This window comes from Variovorax sp. GW821-FHT09B05 (assembly GCF_059418265.1).
The window spans coordinates 12,492-26,720 of record NZ_JBWKPN010000015.1; the positions used below are offsets into that span (position 1 = coordinate 12,492).

General features: G+C 71.5%; 12 protein-coding genes. 8 read left to right on the forward strand and 4 right to left on the reverse strand.

Going from position 1 to position 14,229, the window contains the following annotated elements:
* Positions 1-9: 9 nt before the first annotated feature.
* The 3 genes from AC07RM_RS30935 to AC07RM_RS30945 are packed head-to-tail and all read right to left on the reverse strand — an operon-like array spanning position 10 to position 2,913.
* Positions 10-1,086, reverse strand: a complete 1,077-nt coding sequence (locus AC07RM_RS30935) for an extracellular solute-binding protein (RefSeq protein ID WP_296788811.1) — start codon at positions 1,084-1,086, stop codon at positions 10-12.
* Between the two features lie 25 nt (positions 1,087-1,111).
* The gene (locus tag AC07RM_RS30940) at positions 1,112-2,140 is read right to left on the reverse strand and encodes an ABC transporter ATP-binding protein (protein WP_495336940.1); all 1,029 of its coding nucleotides are present in this window, start codon (positions 2,138-2,140) and stop codon (positions 1,112-1,114) included.
* Positions 2,137-2,913: an ABC transporter permease gene (locus AC07RM_RS30945; RefSeq protein ID WP_203203201.1), complete on the reverse strand. Its 777-nt coding sequence runs from the start codon at positions 2,911-2,913 to the stop codon at positions 2,137-2,139. The genes AC07RM_RS30940 and AC07RM_RS30945 overlap by 4 nt, the downstream gene beginning before the upstream one ends.
* Before the next feature lie 185 nt (positions 2,914-3,098).
* Between AC07RM_RS30945 and AC07RM_RS30950 the strand changes: the two genes are divergently transcribed.
* Together AC07RM_RS30950 and AC07RM_RS30955 are read left to right on the forward strand one after the other, a co-directional pair.
* Positions 3,099-4,013, forward strand: coding sequence for a LysR substrate-binding domain-containing protein (locus AC07RM_RS30950; RefSeq protein ID WP_057592576.1), 915 nt, complete (start codon positions 3,099-3,101; stop codon positions 4,011-4,013).
* Positions 4,014-4,068: 55 nt separating this feature from the next.
* On the forward strand, positions 4,069-4,971 hold the full coding sequence (locus tag AC07RM_RS30955; protein ID WP_495336941.1) for a ketopantoate reductase family protein: 903 nt from the start codon (positions 4,069-4,071) through the stop codon (positions 4,969-4,971).
* Positions 4,972-4,979: 8 nt separating this feature from the next.
* Here AC07RM_RS30955 and gorA read toward each other — a convergent pair whose 3' ends face one another.
* Positions 4,980-6,341, reverse strand: coding sequence for a glutathione-disulfide reductase (gene gorA / locus AC07RM_RS30960; RefSeq protein WP_495336942.1), 1,362 nt, complete (start codon positions 6,339-6,341; stop codon positions 4,980-4,982).
* Between the two features lie 142 nt (positions 6,342-6,483).
* Here gorA and AC07RM_RS30965 point away from each other — a divergent pair, with 142 nt between their 5' ends.
* The 6 genes from AC07RM_RS30965 to AC07RM_RS30990 all read left to right on the forward strand — a co-directional run bounded on the left by AC07RM_RS30965 (position 6,484) and on the right by AC07RM_RS30990 (position 14,167).
* Complete coding sequence (locus AC07RM_RS30965; protein WP_495336943.1) at positions 6,484-8,520, forward strand: PEP/pyruvate-binding domain-containing protein; 2,037 nt, start codon at positions 6,484-6,486, stop codon at positions 8,518-8,520.
* Positions 8,521-8,536: 16 nt separating this feature from the next.
* On the forward strand, positions 8,537-9,430 hold the full coding sequence (locus AC07RM_RS30970; protein ID WP_203203197.1) for a LysR family transcriptional regulator: 894 nt from the start codon (positions 8,537-8,539) through the stop codon (positions 9,428-9,430).
* A 130-nt stretch (positions 9,431-9,560) separates the two neighbouring features.
* Positions 9,561-10,946 (forward strand): MFS transporter, encoded by a 1,386-nt coding sequence (locus tag AC07RM_RS30975; RefSeq protein WP_495336944.1) that lies wholly within the window; start codon positions 9,561-9,563, stop codon positions 10,944-10,946.
* Positions 10,943-12,148 carry a CaiB/BaiF CoA transferase family protein gene (locus tag AC07RM_RS30980; protein WP_495336945.1) on the forward strand — a complete coding sequence of 402 codons (1,206 nt, stop codon included), beginning with the start codon at positions 10,943-10,945 and terminating at the stop codon, positions 12,146-12,148. Before AC07RM_RS30975 ends, AC07RM_RS30980 begins: the two co-directional genes overlap by 4 nt.
* Positions 12,145-13,152: a hydroxymethylglutaryl-CoA lyase gene (locus tag AC07RM_RS30985; RefSeq protein ID WP_495336946.1), complete on the forward strand. Its 1,008-nt coding sequence runs from the start codon at positions 12,145-12,147 to the stop codon at positions 13,150-13,152. The genes AC07RM_RS30980 and AC07RM_RS30985 overlap by 4 nt, the downstream gene beginning before the upstream one ends.
* 46 nt (positions 13,153-13,198) lie before the next feature.
* Entirely contained in the window at positions 13,199-14,167 is a 969-nt protein-coding gene (locus AC07RM_RS30990) for a Bug family tripartite tricarboxylate transporter substrate binding protein (RefSeq protein WP_398499335.1), read from the forward strand.
* Positions 14,168-14,229: the final 62 nt, after the last annotated feature.

Here is a 14,229-nt window from a genome sequence, read left to right on the forward strand (position 1 = left end):
ACGAAGCGCCTACTTCCCCAGCGCGGCCTGGGCCCAGAGCTTGTCGAGCTCGGCCTTGCGCTCCGAGGCCTTCACCACGTCGAGCGGCTTGATCTGCGGCGCGGCCGGCATCTTGGCCGCGACGTCGGCGGACAGCGGCGTGCCCGGCACCGCGGGCCGCACGAAGCCCTGCGCGAACAGCGACTGGCCGGCTTCGCTCATGATGAAGTTGAGCCACAGCTTGCCGGCGTTCGGGTTCGGGCCGTTCTTCACCAGGCTGATCGCATAGGGCGCGGCCACGCTGGCCTCCTTCGGGATCACGACCTCGACCGCGTCGCCCATGCCGTCGACATGCTTGGCCTTGAGGCCGTCGTTCTCGTAGCTGATCCAGACCGGGATCTCGCCCTTGAGGAACTTGGCGTACGGCGTGGTGCCTTCCACGCGCAGCACGTTGCCGGCCGCATGCAGCTTGCCGAGGTAGTCGGTGCCGGGTTGCACGTTGTCGACGCCGCCGCCGTTGGCATAGGCCGCGGCGAAGGTCAGCACCTGGCCGATGCCGGTGGAGCGCGGGTCGAGGTAGACGACCGTGCTCTTGAACTCGGGCTTGAGCAGGTCGGCCCAGCCGGTGGGCACGTTCTTCACCAGCTTCTTGTTCACGAGGAAGGCGATGTTGAGCGTGTGGATGGTGAACCAGCGGCCCTCGGCCTCGCGGAACACGGCCGGCAGCTTGTCGAAGTTGACGGGCTTGAACGGCGCGACCACGTCCTTCTTCGCGGCATCGACGGCCGAGGCCGCGAAGTAGTAGGCGGTGTCGGCCTGCGGGCGGCGCTTGGTCTTCTCCAACGCGACCACGGTGGCGGCCGAGCCGATGTCGTTGTAGGTCAGCTCGATCTCGGGATAGCGCTTCTTGAAGTCGCGGAACAGCGACTTCCAGTTGGCCCATTCGGGGCCGGTGTCGAAGGAGACGCACAGGCCTTCCTTCTGCGCCTCGGCGTAGAGCGCCTTCTCGCCCGCGTAGAGCTCGGGGCCGTCGAAGGCGAAGGCGGTGCGCGCGAGCGCCAGCACGGGCAGGGCGCCGGCGGCCTGGATCAGATGTCTGCGTTGCATGGGTGACTCCTCGGGAGTAGATGATTCAGTGGTCGAGCAGGCGAAGGTGTTCGGGCGCGATCGCGATGGCCTCCGTGGCCGGCCGCGCCGATTCGGCGAGAAAGGGCCTGGCGGCGCCCGGCACCTCGAAGTCGTAGCGCGTGAGCGAGCCGAGGTAGCGCTGCGCGCCGCAGCGGCCCGCGATGCGGTTCGGCGTGCCGGGCGCGGGATCGGCCGCGATGTGCTCGGGCCGCACCAGCACGTGCAGCGCGGTGCCGGGCGCGCGCATGCCGGTGGGCGCCGCGAGCTGGGCGAAACCCAGGTCGAGCTTGTTGAGGCCCGCCACTTTGGCCGGCAGGATCGTCGAGAGCCCGACGAACTCGGCCACCGCGCGGCTCGCGGGCTCTTCGTAGATCTCGCGCGGCGTGGCGATCTGCAGCAGCCGGCCGTCCTTGAGCATCGCCACGCGGTCGGCCATGGCGAGCGCCTCTTCCTGGTCGTGCGTGACCAGCAAGGTGGTGGCGCCGAAGCGCTGCTGGATCGCGCGGATCTGGTCGCGCAAATGGCCGCGCACGCTGGCATCGAGCGCCGACAGCGGCTCGTCGAGCAGCAGCGCGCGCGGGTCGATCGCGAGCGCGCGCGCCAGCGCCACGCGCTGCTGCTGCCCGCCCGAGAGTTGCGCGACGGCGCGCCGCGCGTACTCGCCCAGGCCCACGGTGTCGAGCAAGGCCTGCGCGCGCTGGCGGCGCTCGGCGGTCGCCACCTTGCGCAGCTTGAGGCCGTAGGCCACGTTGTCGAGCACGCTCAGGTGCGGGAACAGCGCATAGCTCTGGAACACCATGCCGATGTGGCGCCGGTGCACCGGCGTGCGCGACATGTCCTCGCCGTCGAGCGCGATGCGGCCCGTGTGGCCGGTCTCCAGGCCCGACACCAGCTTGAGCAGCGTCGACTTGCCCGAGCCGCTGGGCCCGATCACCGCGACCAGCTCGCCGGTGCGCACGTCGAGCGAGACCTCGTGCAGGCCGTGCGTGCTGCCGGGGTAGTTGTAGCTGACCGTGTCGAGGAGGAGGCTCATGGCGTGACGGCGCGTTGCTTCACCAGGGAGGAGGAAAGAAGCGCCGACGCGCTCGCCAGCACCAGGAGGATGACCGTGGCCGCGCAGGCGAAGCCCGTGGCGCCGTAGAAGGCCTGCAGCAGCACCACCGGATAGGTGCGGTTCTGGAAGCTGGTGAGCAGGTTCGACACGCCGAACTCGCCGACCGAGATCGCCGCCACCATCACCAGCCCGCTGATCAGGCTCTGGCGCAGGCTCGGCAGCACGATGCCGCTGAACTGCTGCCAGCCCGAGGCGCCGAGCGTGGCCGCGGCCTGCTCGAGCCGGTCCAGGTCGAGGTGGCGCAGGTCGGTCAGCAGCGTGTTCGTGAGGTAGGGCAGCGTGAGGATCGCGTGCGCCGCGATCAAGAGCGGCATCGAGCCCAGCCAGGGCGCGAGGTCGGTGTTGAACACGATCATGTAGCCGAAGGCCAGCGTGATCGCCGGCACCGCCACGGGCGTGGCGCTCACGATGCGCGCCGCCAGGCTGCCGCCGCGCCGCGCGCCGTGATAGAGCGCATAGGCCAGCGGCAGCGCCAGCACGGTGTTGATCGCGCAGGCCGAGAGCGCCACCACCAGGCTGCTCACGAAGGCCTTGCGAAACGAGGTGTCGAGCCAGAGGTCGACATACCACTGCCCGGTGAGGCCGGTGGGCAGCAGCGTGTTGGTCCAGTTGCCACCCACGCTGCCGACCAGCAGCAGGGCGATGGGCAGCAGCAGGTACAGGCCGTAGAGGAGCGAGATGCCGCGAACCAAGGGTTTGTCTCCGTGTCACGCGCGGCCGGCATACTTTCCGGATGCGCTACTGTCTGCGCCGGGTCTTCCGCCGCATCGGGCTGAATTCTAGGAAGCGCCTGCGTATTCATGGGTGAAAGTTGGATGACGACACTTGAGTGCTTGGCAACTGTTTTTCACCGAACTTTCATCAACCGGAGCCATGCATGAAGCGCGACTGCCCCACCATCCAGGAGCTGCTGGCCTTCGACGCGGTGGCGCGCCACGAGAGCCTGACGCTCGCGGCCGGCGCCCTGTGCATCACCGTGAGCGCGGTCAGCAAGCAGATCGCGGGGCTCGAGGCCTTCCTCGGCCGTGCCCTGCTGCAGAAGAACGGGCGCGGCGTGCAGCTCACGCCGCAGGGCCGCGTCTACTGGCAGAAGATCGCGGGCGGCCTGCGCGCGATCGAGACCGCCACCTTCGAGGCGCGCTCGGGCGATGCCGGCGCCGGCCTGCTCACGCTCGCGAGCGTGCCCACCTTCCTCACCAAGTGGCTGATCCCGCGGCTGCCCGCCTTCAGCCAGAAGAGCCGCCACGTCATGCTGAGCTTCAGCCGCCATCTCGAGCCCAGCGACGGCATCCCGGCCGGGGTCGACGCGGCGATCCGCTACGGCCCCGACGGCTGGCCCGGCGTGGTGTCCGAATACATCGCGGGCCGCGAGTTCGTGCTGATCGTCGCGCGCTCGCTGGTCGAGGGGCGGCACCGCATCGCGCAGCCGGCCGACATCCTCGGCCATACGCTGCTGCATCACGAGGGCGCGCCCACCGCCTGGCGCCAATGGGCCGCGCAGCACGGCGTGCCCGAGGTGCAGACCGTGGCCGGCCCGCGCTTCGCGCAGTACTCGGCGCTGATCCAGGCCGCGCTCAACGGGCTTGGCATCGGCCTGGTGCCGAAGCTGCTGGTGCAGGAGGAGTTCGCCGAGGGCTCGCTGCTCAGTCCCTGCGGCACGCCGGTCGGCGTGAACCAGGGCCACTACCTCTGCTACCGGCCCGACCGGCTCGACCTGCCGGCCTTCGCGGCCTTTCGCGCCTGGCTGCTCGACGAGGGCCAGAAGTCGCGCGGCGTCGAGGCCGAGGCATGAAAACGCGCGAGTGGTTACGCTCGCCATCCCTTCTCACGACAAGGACGATGCATCGATGAAAGTCGCAGTCATGGGCGCCGGCGCGGTCGGCTGCTATTACGGCGCCATGCTGGCGCGCGCGGGCCACGAGGTGGTGCTGATCGGCCGGCCCGCGCACGTGGAAGCCGTGCAGGCGCGCGGCCTGCGCCTCGAGGCCCAGAGCTTCGACGAACACGTGCCGATGACCGCGAGCACCGAGCCCGACGCCGTGCGGGGCGCCGACCTCGTGCTGTTCTGCGTCAAGTCGACCGACACCGAGGCCGCCGCCGCGCAGATCGCGCCGCACCTCGCGCCCGGCGCGCTGGTGCTCACGCTGCAGAACGGCGTGGACAACGACGAGCGCGCGCGCTCCGTGCTGCGGTCCCACGAGGTGGCCGCGGCCGTGGTCTATGTCGCGACCGGCATGGCGGGCCCGGGCCACGTCAAGCACAACGGCCGCGGCGAACTCGTGATCGCGCCCTCGGCCCGCGGCGAGGAAGTGGCGCAGGCGTTGCGCGCGGCTGGCGTACCGACGGAGATCTCCGACAACGTGCGCGGCGCGCTGTGGGCCAAGCTGGTGCTCAACTGCGCCTACAACGCGCTGTCGGCGATCACGCAGCTGCCTTACGGCGTGCTGGTTCAGAACGAGGGCGTGCCCGGCGTGCTGCGCGACGTGGTGGCCGAATGCCTCGCGGTCGCGCGGGCCGAGGGCGTGACGATCCCGGGCGACATCGATGCCGCGGTGGCGGGCATCGCGCGCACCATGCCCGCGCAGTTCTCCTCCACCGCGCAGGACCTCGCGCGCGGCAAGCGCAGCGAGATCGACCATCTCAACGGCTTCGTGCTGCGCCGCGGCGAGGCGCTGGGCGTGCCGGTGCCGGCCAACCGGCTGCTGTGGACGCTGGTGCGGCTGCTCGAGGACAAGCCGGCGCAGGCCTGAACCGGGCCTCAGCCCGGCATCGGCTCGCGCATCGTCACGAACTCCTCGGCAGCAGTGGGGTGGATGCCCACCGTGCTGTCGAACATCGCCTTGGTGGCGCCCGCGCGCATCGCGACCGCGAAGCCCTGCACCACCTCGCCGGCGTCGGCGCCCACCATGTGCAGGCCCACCACGCGGTCGCTCTTGGTGTCGACCACCAGCTTCATGAAGGTGCGCTCGCTGCGGCCCGAGAGCGTGTGGCGCAGCGACTTGAACTCGCTCGAGAACACCGTGACCTGGCCGAACTTCGCGCGCGCGTCGAGCTCGCCGTAGCCGCAGGTGCCGATGTTCGGGTGCGTGAACACGGCGGTGGGAATGAACTCGTAGTCGAGTCGGCGCTTGCCCTTGCCGAACAGTTCGTCGACCACCACCATCGCCTCGGCCAGCGCCACCGGCGTGAGCTGCACGCGCGTGGAGACGTCGCCCACCGCGTAGATCGAAGGCACCGAGCTGCGGTAGTGCGCATCGACCGCGATCGCGCCGCGTTCGTCGAGCGCCACGCCCGCGGCCTCGAGGCCCAGGCCCTGCGTGTTGGGCACGCGGCCGGTGGCGAACAGCACCGTGTCGGCTTCGATCTGCTGGCCGCGCGCGAGCGTGGCCACCAGGCCGTCGGCGGTGCGCGTGACCGAGGCCACCTCGCAGTTCAGGCGCACGTCGACGCCGGCCTTGCCCATCTCGTTGGCGAGGAACTGCCGCACGTCGTCGTCGAAGCCGGTCAGCAGGTGCGCGCGGCGGTGCAGCAGCGTGACCTGCGCGTCGAGCCCGTTGAAGATCGAGGCGAATTCGCAGGCGATGTAGCCGCCGCCCACCACCAGCAGGCGGCGCGGGAACGGGTCGAGGTCGAACATCGCATCGGAGGTCACGATGTGCTCGCGGCCCGGGATGTCGGGCACGAAGGGCGTGCCGCCGGTGGCCACCAGCAGGTGGCGCGCGGTGTAGCGCTTGCCGTCGACCTCCACCGTGTGGGCATCGGCGAGCTGGGCCCAGCCCGTGACCAGCGTGACGCCCGAGTTCTTGAGCAGCGAGGCGTAGATGCCGTTGAGCCGCGAGATCTCCGTGGCGCGCTGCGACTTCAGGTGCGACCAGTCGAACACCGGCTCGCCCGGCAGTTGCCAGCCGTAGCCCGCCGCTTCCTCGAAGGATTCGGCATAGCCGGCCGCGTAGCTGTAGAGCTTCTTGGGAATGCAGCCGACGTTGACGCAGGTGCCGCCGAGTTCGGCGGCCTCGGCCAGGCCGACGCGGGCACCGGTCTGCGCGGCCATGCGCGCGGCGCGCACGCCGCCGCTGCCGCCGCCGATGACGAAGAGATCGAAGTCGTAGGGGGTGGACATGGAACAAGGCTCTCCTTTGCGAGCGCACTGTAGCCCTCGCCGATGACCGCTGCCGGGCACGGGGCTTGGGGCCCGCGCGCGCCGGTGGCGGCGGTGGAGCGAGAATCCGCGCTCGTCGGCAACGAAGGACAGAGACAAGCGCATGAAGAACGACCCCAGGCACCTTCCACGCGGCGCGGTTGCGCGCCGGCTCGCGCTGTTCGTGTCGTGCCTGTCCGTTCTCGTGCCCCTGCCCGCCGATGCGCAGCTCGCGCGCAAGCCCTCGTTCTATGACGCGCAAAAGCGCGTGGAGGAACCGGCCTCGCCCGTGCGTCCCGCCGGCGGCGCCTCGTCGCTGCCCGCGCTCGCCAGCCGCGCCGACTTCGACGCGCTCGCGCGCACCTACGACGCCGGCACGCCGATGGCGCTGCCGCATGTGCTGTTCGTGATCGACCGGCGCGCGAAGCCGGCGCCGCGCGTGTACTACCTCGACACGCCGCGCTGGCAGCTCCATGTGCGTTTCGTGCGCGACACCGGCCTGGCGCCCCACGCGGGCAAGCGCGAGATCGATCGCAACTACCTCGTGCCCGACCGCCGCTTCCTGTTCGGCACGCTGAGCTGGCAGCAGAACGTCGCGGGCTTCGGCTACGAATTCTGGGAAGGCGACCGGCTCACCGCGCCGCTGCTGCGCGAGGCCGACCGCGCGGTGAAGGCCAGCTTCTTCGCGCCCGTGAAGTTCAAGACCAACTCCACGCTGCACGAACGCGTGGCACGCGAGGCCGGCGTCGACTTCGTGACGCAGGAGGCGCTGATCCGCGAGCAGCCCTACCTGCCGATGAACCTCGGCACCGCCAGCGGCCGGGTGCGCATCGTCGAGGACGATGGCGCGGTCAACGCCCTGCTGCCCGAGGACATCGCGGTGCTGCGCCAGGTGCCGATCGCGCTGCCGCCGGTGGCGGGCGTGCTGACCGAGCGGCCGTCCACGGCGCTGTCGCACGTCAACCTGCTGGCCAAGGGCTGGGGCATTCCCAATGCCTACGTGCGCGACGCGGCCGAGGCGCTGCGCGCGCATGCGGGCCAGTGGGTGGCGCTCAAGGTCGCGGCCTCGGGCTACCAGGTGCGCCCGCTCACGCCGGAAGAGATCGCGGCGCTGCCCACGCGCGCCGCGCGCACGGCCGCCATGGGCCGCGGCAGCGCCGCGCCGGGTGGCGCCGCGGCCGTGCGGCCCGACCTGCGCGAAGCGCGGCTGCTGCCGCTGGCTTCGCTGCGCGCTCGCCACAGCGCGCAATGCGGCGTGAAGGCGGCCAACCTCGGCGCGCTGCAGGCCGCGCGCATCCCGTCGACCAGCGTGCCCGACGGCTTCTGCATTCCGTTCGCGCACTACGACCGCTTCATGCGCGCCAACGGCCTGGCCGAGCGCATCGCGCGCATGCAGCAGGCGCCGGGCTTCGCGGCCGACCCGCTGGTGCGCCAGCGCGCGCTCGAGGCACTGCGCGCCGAGATCGTGCAGTGGCCGGTCGATCCCGCCACCGCGGCCGCGTGGCGCGCGGCCTGGCAGTCGCAGCTCGGCGGCGGCGGCGTGTTCGTGCGCAGCTCGTCCAACTCCGAGGACCTGCCGGGCTTCAGCGGCGCCGGCCTCTACACCACCGTGCCCAACGTGAAGAGCGGCGACGCGCTCGAGCTCGCGGTGAAGAAGGTCTGGGCCTCGGTCTTCAATGCCGAGGCCTGGGAGGCGCGCGGCGCCGCGGGCTTCGGTGCCGAGTCGGTGCTGATGGGCGTGTTCGTGCAGACCGCGATCGACGCCACCAGCGCGGGCGTGATGATCACGCGCGACCCCTTCGACGCCGGCCATCCGCACGTCACCTACATCTCGGCCAAGCGCGGCATCGGCATCCGCGTGGTCGAGGGCCGGCGCGTGGCCGAGCAGCTCATGTACTCGAGCTGGTCGAAGGCGATCCAGGTGCTGAGCCGCTCGGCCGAGGACAGCGCGCTGCAGCTCGACAAGGACGGTGGCGTGAAGGAGGTGCCGCTGGAGGCCGGCCGCGGCGTGCTGACCGACGAACTCGTGGTGCGGCTCGCGAACGTGGGCGCGGCGGTCAAGCGCGGCTTCGGCGGCGTCGACCAGGACATCGAATGGGCCACCGTGGGCGAGCGCATCGTGCTGCTGCAGGCGCGGCCCTACGTCGAGCGCCGCCGCTGAGGCACGGGCCCACGCCATGAACCTGCACCGCCTCGACCTGGTCTCGCTGTCGCTGTTCAACCTGGTGGTGCGCACCGGCAGCATCAGCAAGGGCGCCGAGCTCGCGCACCTCGCGGTGGGCGCGGCCAGCAAGCGCATCTCCGACCTCGAGGCGGCCGTGGGCACGCCGCTGCTCGAGCGCCATTCACGCGGCGTCACGCTCACGGTGGCGGGCGATGCGCTGCACCGCCATGCGCAGCGCATCCTCGACGACGTCGACCAGCTCGCGGCCGACCTGTCCGACTACGCCTCGGGCGTGCTCGGCGTGGTGCGGCTGTGGGTCAACACCTCGGCCGTCACGCAGTTCCTGCCGCGCGGGCTGTCGGGCTTCGTGGCGGCCAATCCCGGCATCCGCATCGAGCTCGAGGAACGCAACAGCAGCGAGATCGTGCTCGCGGTGCTCGACGGCCGCGCCGACGCGGGCATCTTCGCGGAGGGCACGCCGAGCCTCGGGCTGCACCTCGTCAACTACCGCGTCGACCGGCTGGTGATGGTGGTGCCGCGCGGCCATCCGCTGGCGCGCCGGCGCAGCGTGCGGCTCGAGGAGGCGACCGAGTACGACTTCGTGAGCCTGCCGGCCGAGACCTCGCTCGCGCAGCGGCTGCAGGCCGCGGCCGAGGCGCTGGGCCGGCGGCTGCGGCTGCGCATCCAGGTGCGCAGCTTCGATGCCGTGTGCCAGATGGTGGCGGCCGGCATGGGCGTGGCCGTGCTGCCGCACGCGGCGATCCAGCCGCACCTGCGCTCGATGGGCCTGCGCGAGATCGCGCTCGACGACGCCTGGGCCGAGCGCCGGCTGCTGATCGGCCTGCGCGACGCCGGCGTGGTGCCGCGCCACGTGCGCACCCTGATCGACCACCTCTGCCAGGGTTAACCCTCGGGCGCTTTCGCGTTCCGCGAAAGCTGCGTGCGCGCCTTTGTCGTTCTCCCGCGCGGCCGCGCTGCCCAGAATCCGGGCAACGAATGCGGCGTCGTGCTGGCGAGCCGCGCAGACAAAGGCTCCCATGGCTACCCCCACCTCCCTCCTCGACGACGACGGCGCCATCGTGCGCAAGGTCGCGTGGCGAATCATGCCGCTCATCATGGTGTGCTATCTCTTCGCCTTCTTCGACCGCATCAACATCAGCTTCGCCAAGTTCGCGCTGCAGAGCGACCTGGGCCTGAGCGACACCGCCTACGGCTTCGGCGCCGGGCTGTTCGTGGTCGGCTACGTGCTGTTCGAGGTGCCGAGCAACCTGATGCTCTACAAGGTCGGCGCGCGGCGCTGGATCGCGCGCATCATGGTCTCGTGGGGCGTGGCCACCGCGCTCATGATGTTCGTGCAGACCGAGTGGCAGTTCTATGCGCTGCGCTTCGTGATCGGCGCGATGGAGGCGGGCTTCGCGCCCGGCGTGCTGTTCTACCTCACGCTGTGGTTCCCCGCCGCGCACCGCGGCCGCGTCACCTCGATGCTGTTCCTGGCCTCGGCCTTCGCGGGCCTGTTCGGCGCGCCCGCCGCGGGCCTGGTGCTCGCGCACTTCGATGGCCTGCTCGGCATGGCCGGCTGGCACTGGCTGTTCCTGGTCGGCGGGCTGCCGTGCATCGCGCTCGGCCTGCTGGTGTTCGTGCGGCTCGACGACCGCATCGCCGACGCGCACTGGCTCACGCCCGACGAGCGCACGCGGCTGTCGCAGCGCATCGCCGAGCAGGGTGGCGCGGCCGGCGCCCATGGCTCGCTGCTCGACGCGCTGAAGACGCCGGGCTTCCTCATGCTCGGGCTGATCTACTTCCTGATCCAGGTCGCGTCCTATGGCCTCAACTTCTGGGCCCCGCACCTGATCCGCGCCTCGGGCAGCACCGATCCCACGGCGATCGGCCTGCTGACGGCCGTGCCCTACCTGTGCGGCGCGATCGCGATGGTGGTGGTCGGGCGGCTGTCGGACCGCAGCGGCGAGCGCCGCCGCTTCGTGATCGCGCTGCTGCTGCTCGCGGCCATCGGCTTCTTCGCGGCCGGCCTGTTCGACCACCACACCGACCTGCTGGTGCTCGCGCTGGCCGTGATGGGCGCGGGCGTGATCGCCTCGATCCCGGCCTTCTGGGCGCTGCCGCCCAAGCTGGTGAGCGGCGCGGCCGCGGCCGGCGGCATCGCGCTGATCAACACGCTGGGCCAGCTCGGCGGCATCGTGAGCCCGGTGATGGTGGGCCGCATCAAGGACCTGAGCGGCAGCACCACGCCCGCGCTCTACGTCATCGGCGCGCTGGCGCTGCTGTGCGCCGCGCTGCTGGCCTTCGCGCTGCCCGAATCGCTGCGCCGGCGCGAGCCGCGCCCGTCGGTCGCTTCACGTTCCCCCGCGAGCGGCGCGCTGCATGCGTCCGCCGTCGCCTTCGCCGAGAAAGCCCCCAAGCCATGAACCTTCCCCTGAGTCCCGGCGCGCTGCAAGGCCTGCGCGTCATCGAGATGGGCCAGCTGATCGCCGGCCCCTTTGCCGGCAAGACGCTCGGCGAGTTCGGCGCCGACGTGATCAAGATCGAGCCGCCCGGCAGCGGCGACCCGCTGCGCAACTGGCGCCTGCTGCAGGACGGCACCTCGGTCTGGTGGCAGGTGCAGTCGCGCAACAAGCGCTCGCTGGCGCTCGACCTGCGCAGCGAGGAGGGCCAGCAGATCGCGCGCCGGCTGATCGCCGAGGCCGACGTGCTGATCGAGAACTTCCGCCCCGGCACGCTCGAGGGCTGGGGCATGGGCTACGAGGTGCTGCGCGAGCGCAACCCGGGCCTGGTCATGCTGCGCATCTCGGGCTATGGCCAGACCGGCCCCTACCGCGACCTGCCGGGCTTCGGCGCCATCGGCGAGGCCATGGGCGGGCTGCGCCACCTCACGGGCGAGCCGGGCCGGGTGCCGGTGCGCTGCGGCATCTCGATCGGCGACACGCTGGCCGCGCTGCACGGCACCATCGGCGTGCTGACCGCGCTCTACCACCGCAAGGTCAACGGCGGCCAGGGCCAGGTCATCGACGTGGCGCTCAACGAGGCGGTGTTCAACGTGATGGAGAGCCTGGTGCCCGAGTACAGCGCCTTCGGCGCGGTGCGCGAGGCCGCGGGCAGCGCGCTGCCGGGCATCGCGCCCTCGAACGCCTACCGCTGCGCCGACGGCTACGTGCTGATCGCGGGCAACGGCGACAGCATCTTCCGCCGGCTCATGCAGAGCATCGGCCGCGACGACCTCGGCGCCGATCCCGCGCTCGCGAACAACGCGGGCCGCGTGGCGCGCGTGCCCGAGATCGACCAGGCGATCGAGGCCTGGACGCTGCCGCAATCGGTGGCGACGGTGCTCGAAGTCCTCGGCGCGGCGCGCGTGCCCGCGGGCAAGGTCTACACCGCGAAGGACATCGCCGAGGACCCGCACTACCGCGCGCGCGAGATGCTGCTGCGCCAGTCCACGCGCGACGGCCACGAGATCGAGGTGCCCGGCGTGGTGCCCAAGCTCATGGGCACGCCGGGCACGGTGCGCTCCTCGGCGCCGCGGCTGGGCGACGACACCGACGCGGTGCTCGGCGAGATCGGATTCACATCGGAAGACATCGCCGCCTTGCGCGGCAGGAAGGTGGTTGCATGAACGACGCGGTCTGGAACGGAAGAACATTCGACGGCGATCGCCGCGTGCGGATGTGCGAGGTGGGCCTGCGCGACGGCCTGCAGGTCGAGGCGGCCTTCGTGCCGACCGAGGACAAGATCGCGCTGTGCAACGCGCTCTCGCGCGCCGGCATGGCGAAGATCGAGGTCTCGGCCTTCGTCTCGCCGCAGGCCATTCCCGCGCTGCGCGACGCCGAGGTGGTGCTGCGCGAGATCGAGCGCGTGGACGGCGTGGCCTACACCGCGCTGGTGCCCAACGTGCGCGGTGCCGAGCGCGCCATCGATGCGCGCGTGGACGAGATGAACCTCGTGATGTCGGCCAGCGAGAGTCACAACCTCGCCAACCTGCGCATGATGCGCGAGCAGTCGTTCCGCGCGCTGGCCGAGGTGGCCGCGCTCGCGCGCCAGGCCGGCGTGGCGGTCAACGTCTCGCTGTCGTGCAGCTTCGGCTGCCCGATCGAGGGCGACGTGCCCGAGGCCGGCGTGCTCGGCTGGTGCGAGCGCTTCGTCGAGGAGCTCGGCGCCGGCGGCGTCACGCTGTGCGACACCACCGGCATGGCCTGGCCCGGCCAGGTGCACGGGCTCGCGCGCGCTTTCCGGCAGCGCTGGCCCGGCACAGAGCTCACGCTGCACTTCCACAACACGCGCGGCATGGGGCTGGCCAACGTGCTGGCCGGCATCGACGCCGGCGCACGCCGCTTCGATGCCTCGATCGGCGGCATCGGCGGCTGCCCCTATGCGCCGGGCGCCACCGGCAACGTCTGCAGCGAGGAGATCGTGCATGCGCTCGAGCTCTCGGGCTGGGACACCGGCGTCGACCTCGAGCGCGTGATCGATGCCGCGCGCCGGCTGCCGGCGCTGATCGGCCACGACATCCCGAGCCAGATCGTCAAGGCCGGCCGCCGGCTCGACCTGCATGCGCCGCCCGCGGACTTCGAGGCCACGCGCGAACGCGCGCTGGCGCGCGAGGCCGCGCGCGCGCACTGAGACCGCTTCGCTTCCCTTTCATCCCACAAGACCAGGAGACATTCGAATGCAACCCCTTCGCTTCATCGCCGCGCTGGCCGCGGCCGCGCTGCTCGCCGGCCCGGCCATGGCCCAGACCTATCCCTCCAAGCCGATCACGATGCTGGTGCCCACGGCCGCCGGCGGCACCACCGACATCGCCGGGCGCATGCTCGCCGACCCGCTGGGGAAGGCGCTGGGCCAGCCGGTGGTGGTCGACAACCGCGGCGGCGCCAGCGGCGTGATCGCGGCGGTGGCGGTCAAGCGCGCCGAGGCCGACGGCCACACGCTGCTGATGCAGTACTCGGGCTACCACGTGATCTCGCCCCACGTCACGAAGCAGAAGGCGCAATGGGTGCCCGAGGACTTCCGCGCCGTGGCCAACGTGCTGAGCGCGCCGCAGGTGGTGGTGGTGCGCGAGGGCCTGCCGGTGAAGACCATGGCCGAGCTGATCGCCTATGCCAAGGCCAACCCGGGCAAGCTGACCTATGCCTCCTCGGGCCCGGGCTCGCTGCAGCACGTGACCGGCGCCATGCTCGAGCAGCAGGCCGGCATCCAGCTCACGCACATCCCCTACAAGGGCACCGGCCCGGCGCTGCAGGACCTGCTGGGCGCGCAGGTCGACATGACCTTCGGCACGCCGCCGCCGTTCATGCCCTTCATCCAGTCGGGCAAGCTGCGCGCGGTGGCCGTCACCGGCAAGGCGCGCGTGGCCTCGCTGCCGAGCGTGCCGACCGCGGCCGAGGTCGGGCTGCCGAACCTCGACGCGACCTCGTGGTTCGCCGTGTTCGCGCCCGCCAAGACGCCGCAGCCCGTGATCGACAAGCTCAGTGCCGAGATCGCCAAGGTGGTGGCCACGCCGGCCTTCCAGCAGAAGGCCGCCGAGCTCGGCGCCACGGCCGACTACATGAACCCGCAGAAGCTCGCCGACTACAGCAAGGCCGAATACGTGCGCTGGGGCAAGGTGGTCGAGGCCGCGAAGATCGAGGGCGAGTGAGACCGCGCGCATGGCGGCGGTCGGTGGTCGGCCGCCGCCATGCGTTTCCCCTCCGCCGTCGT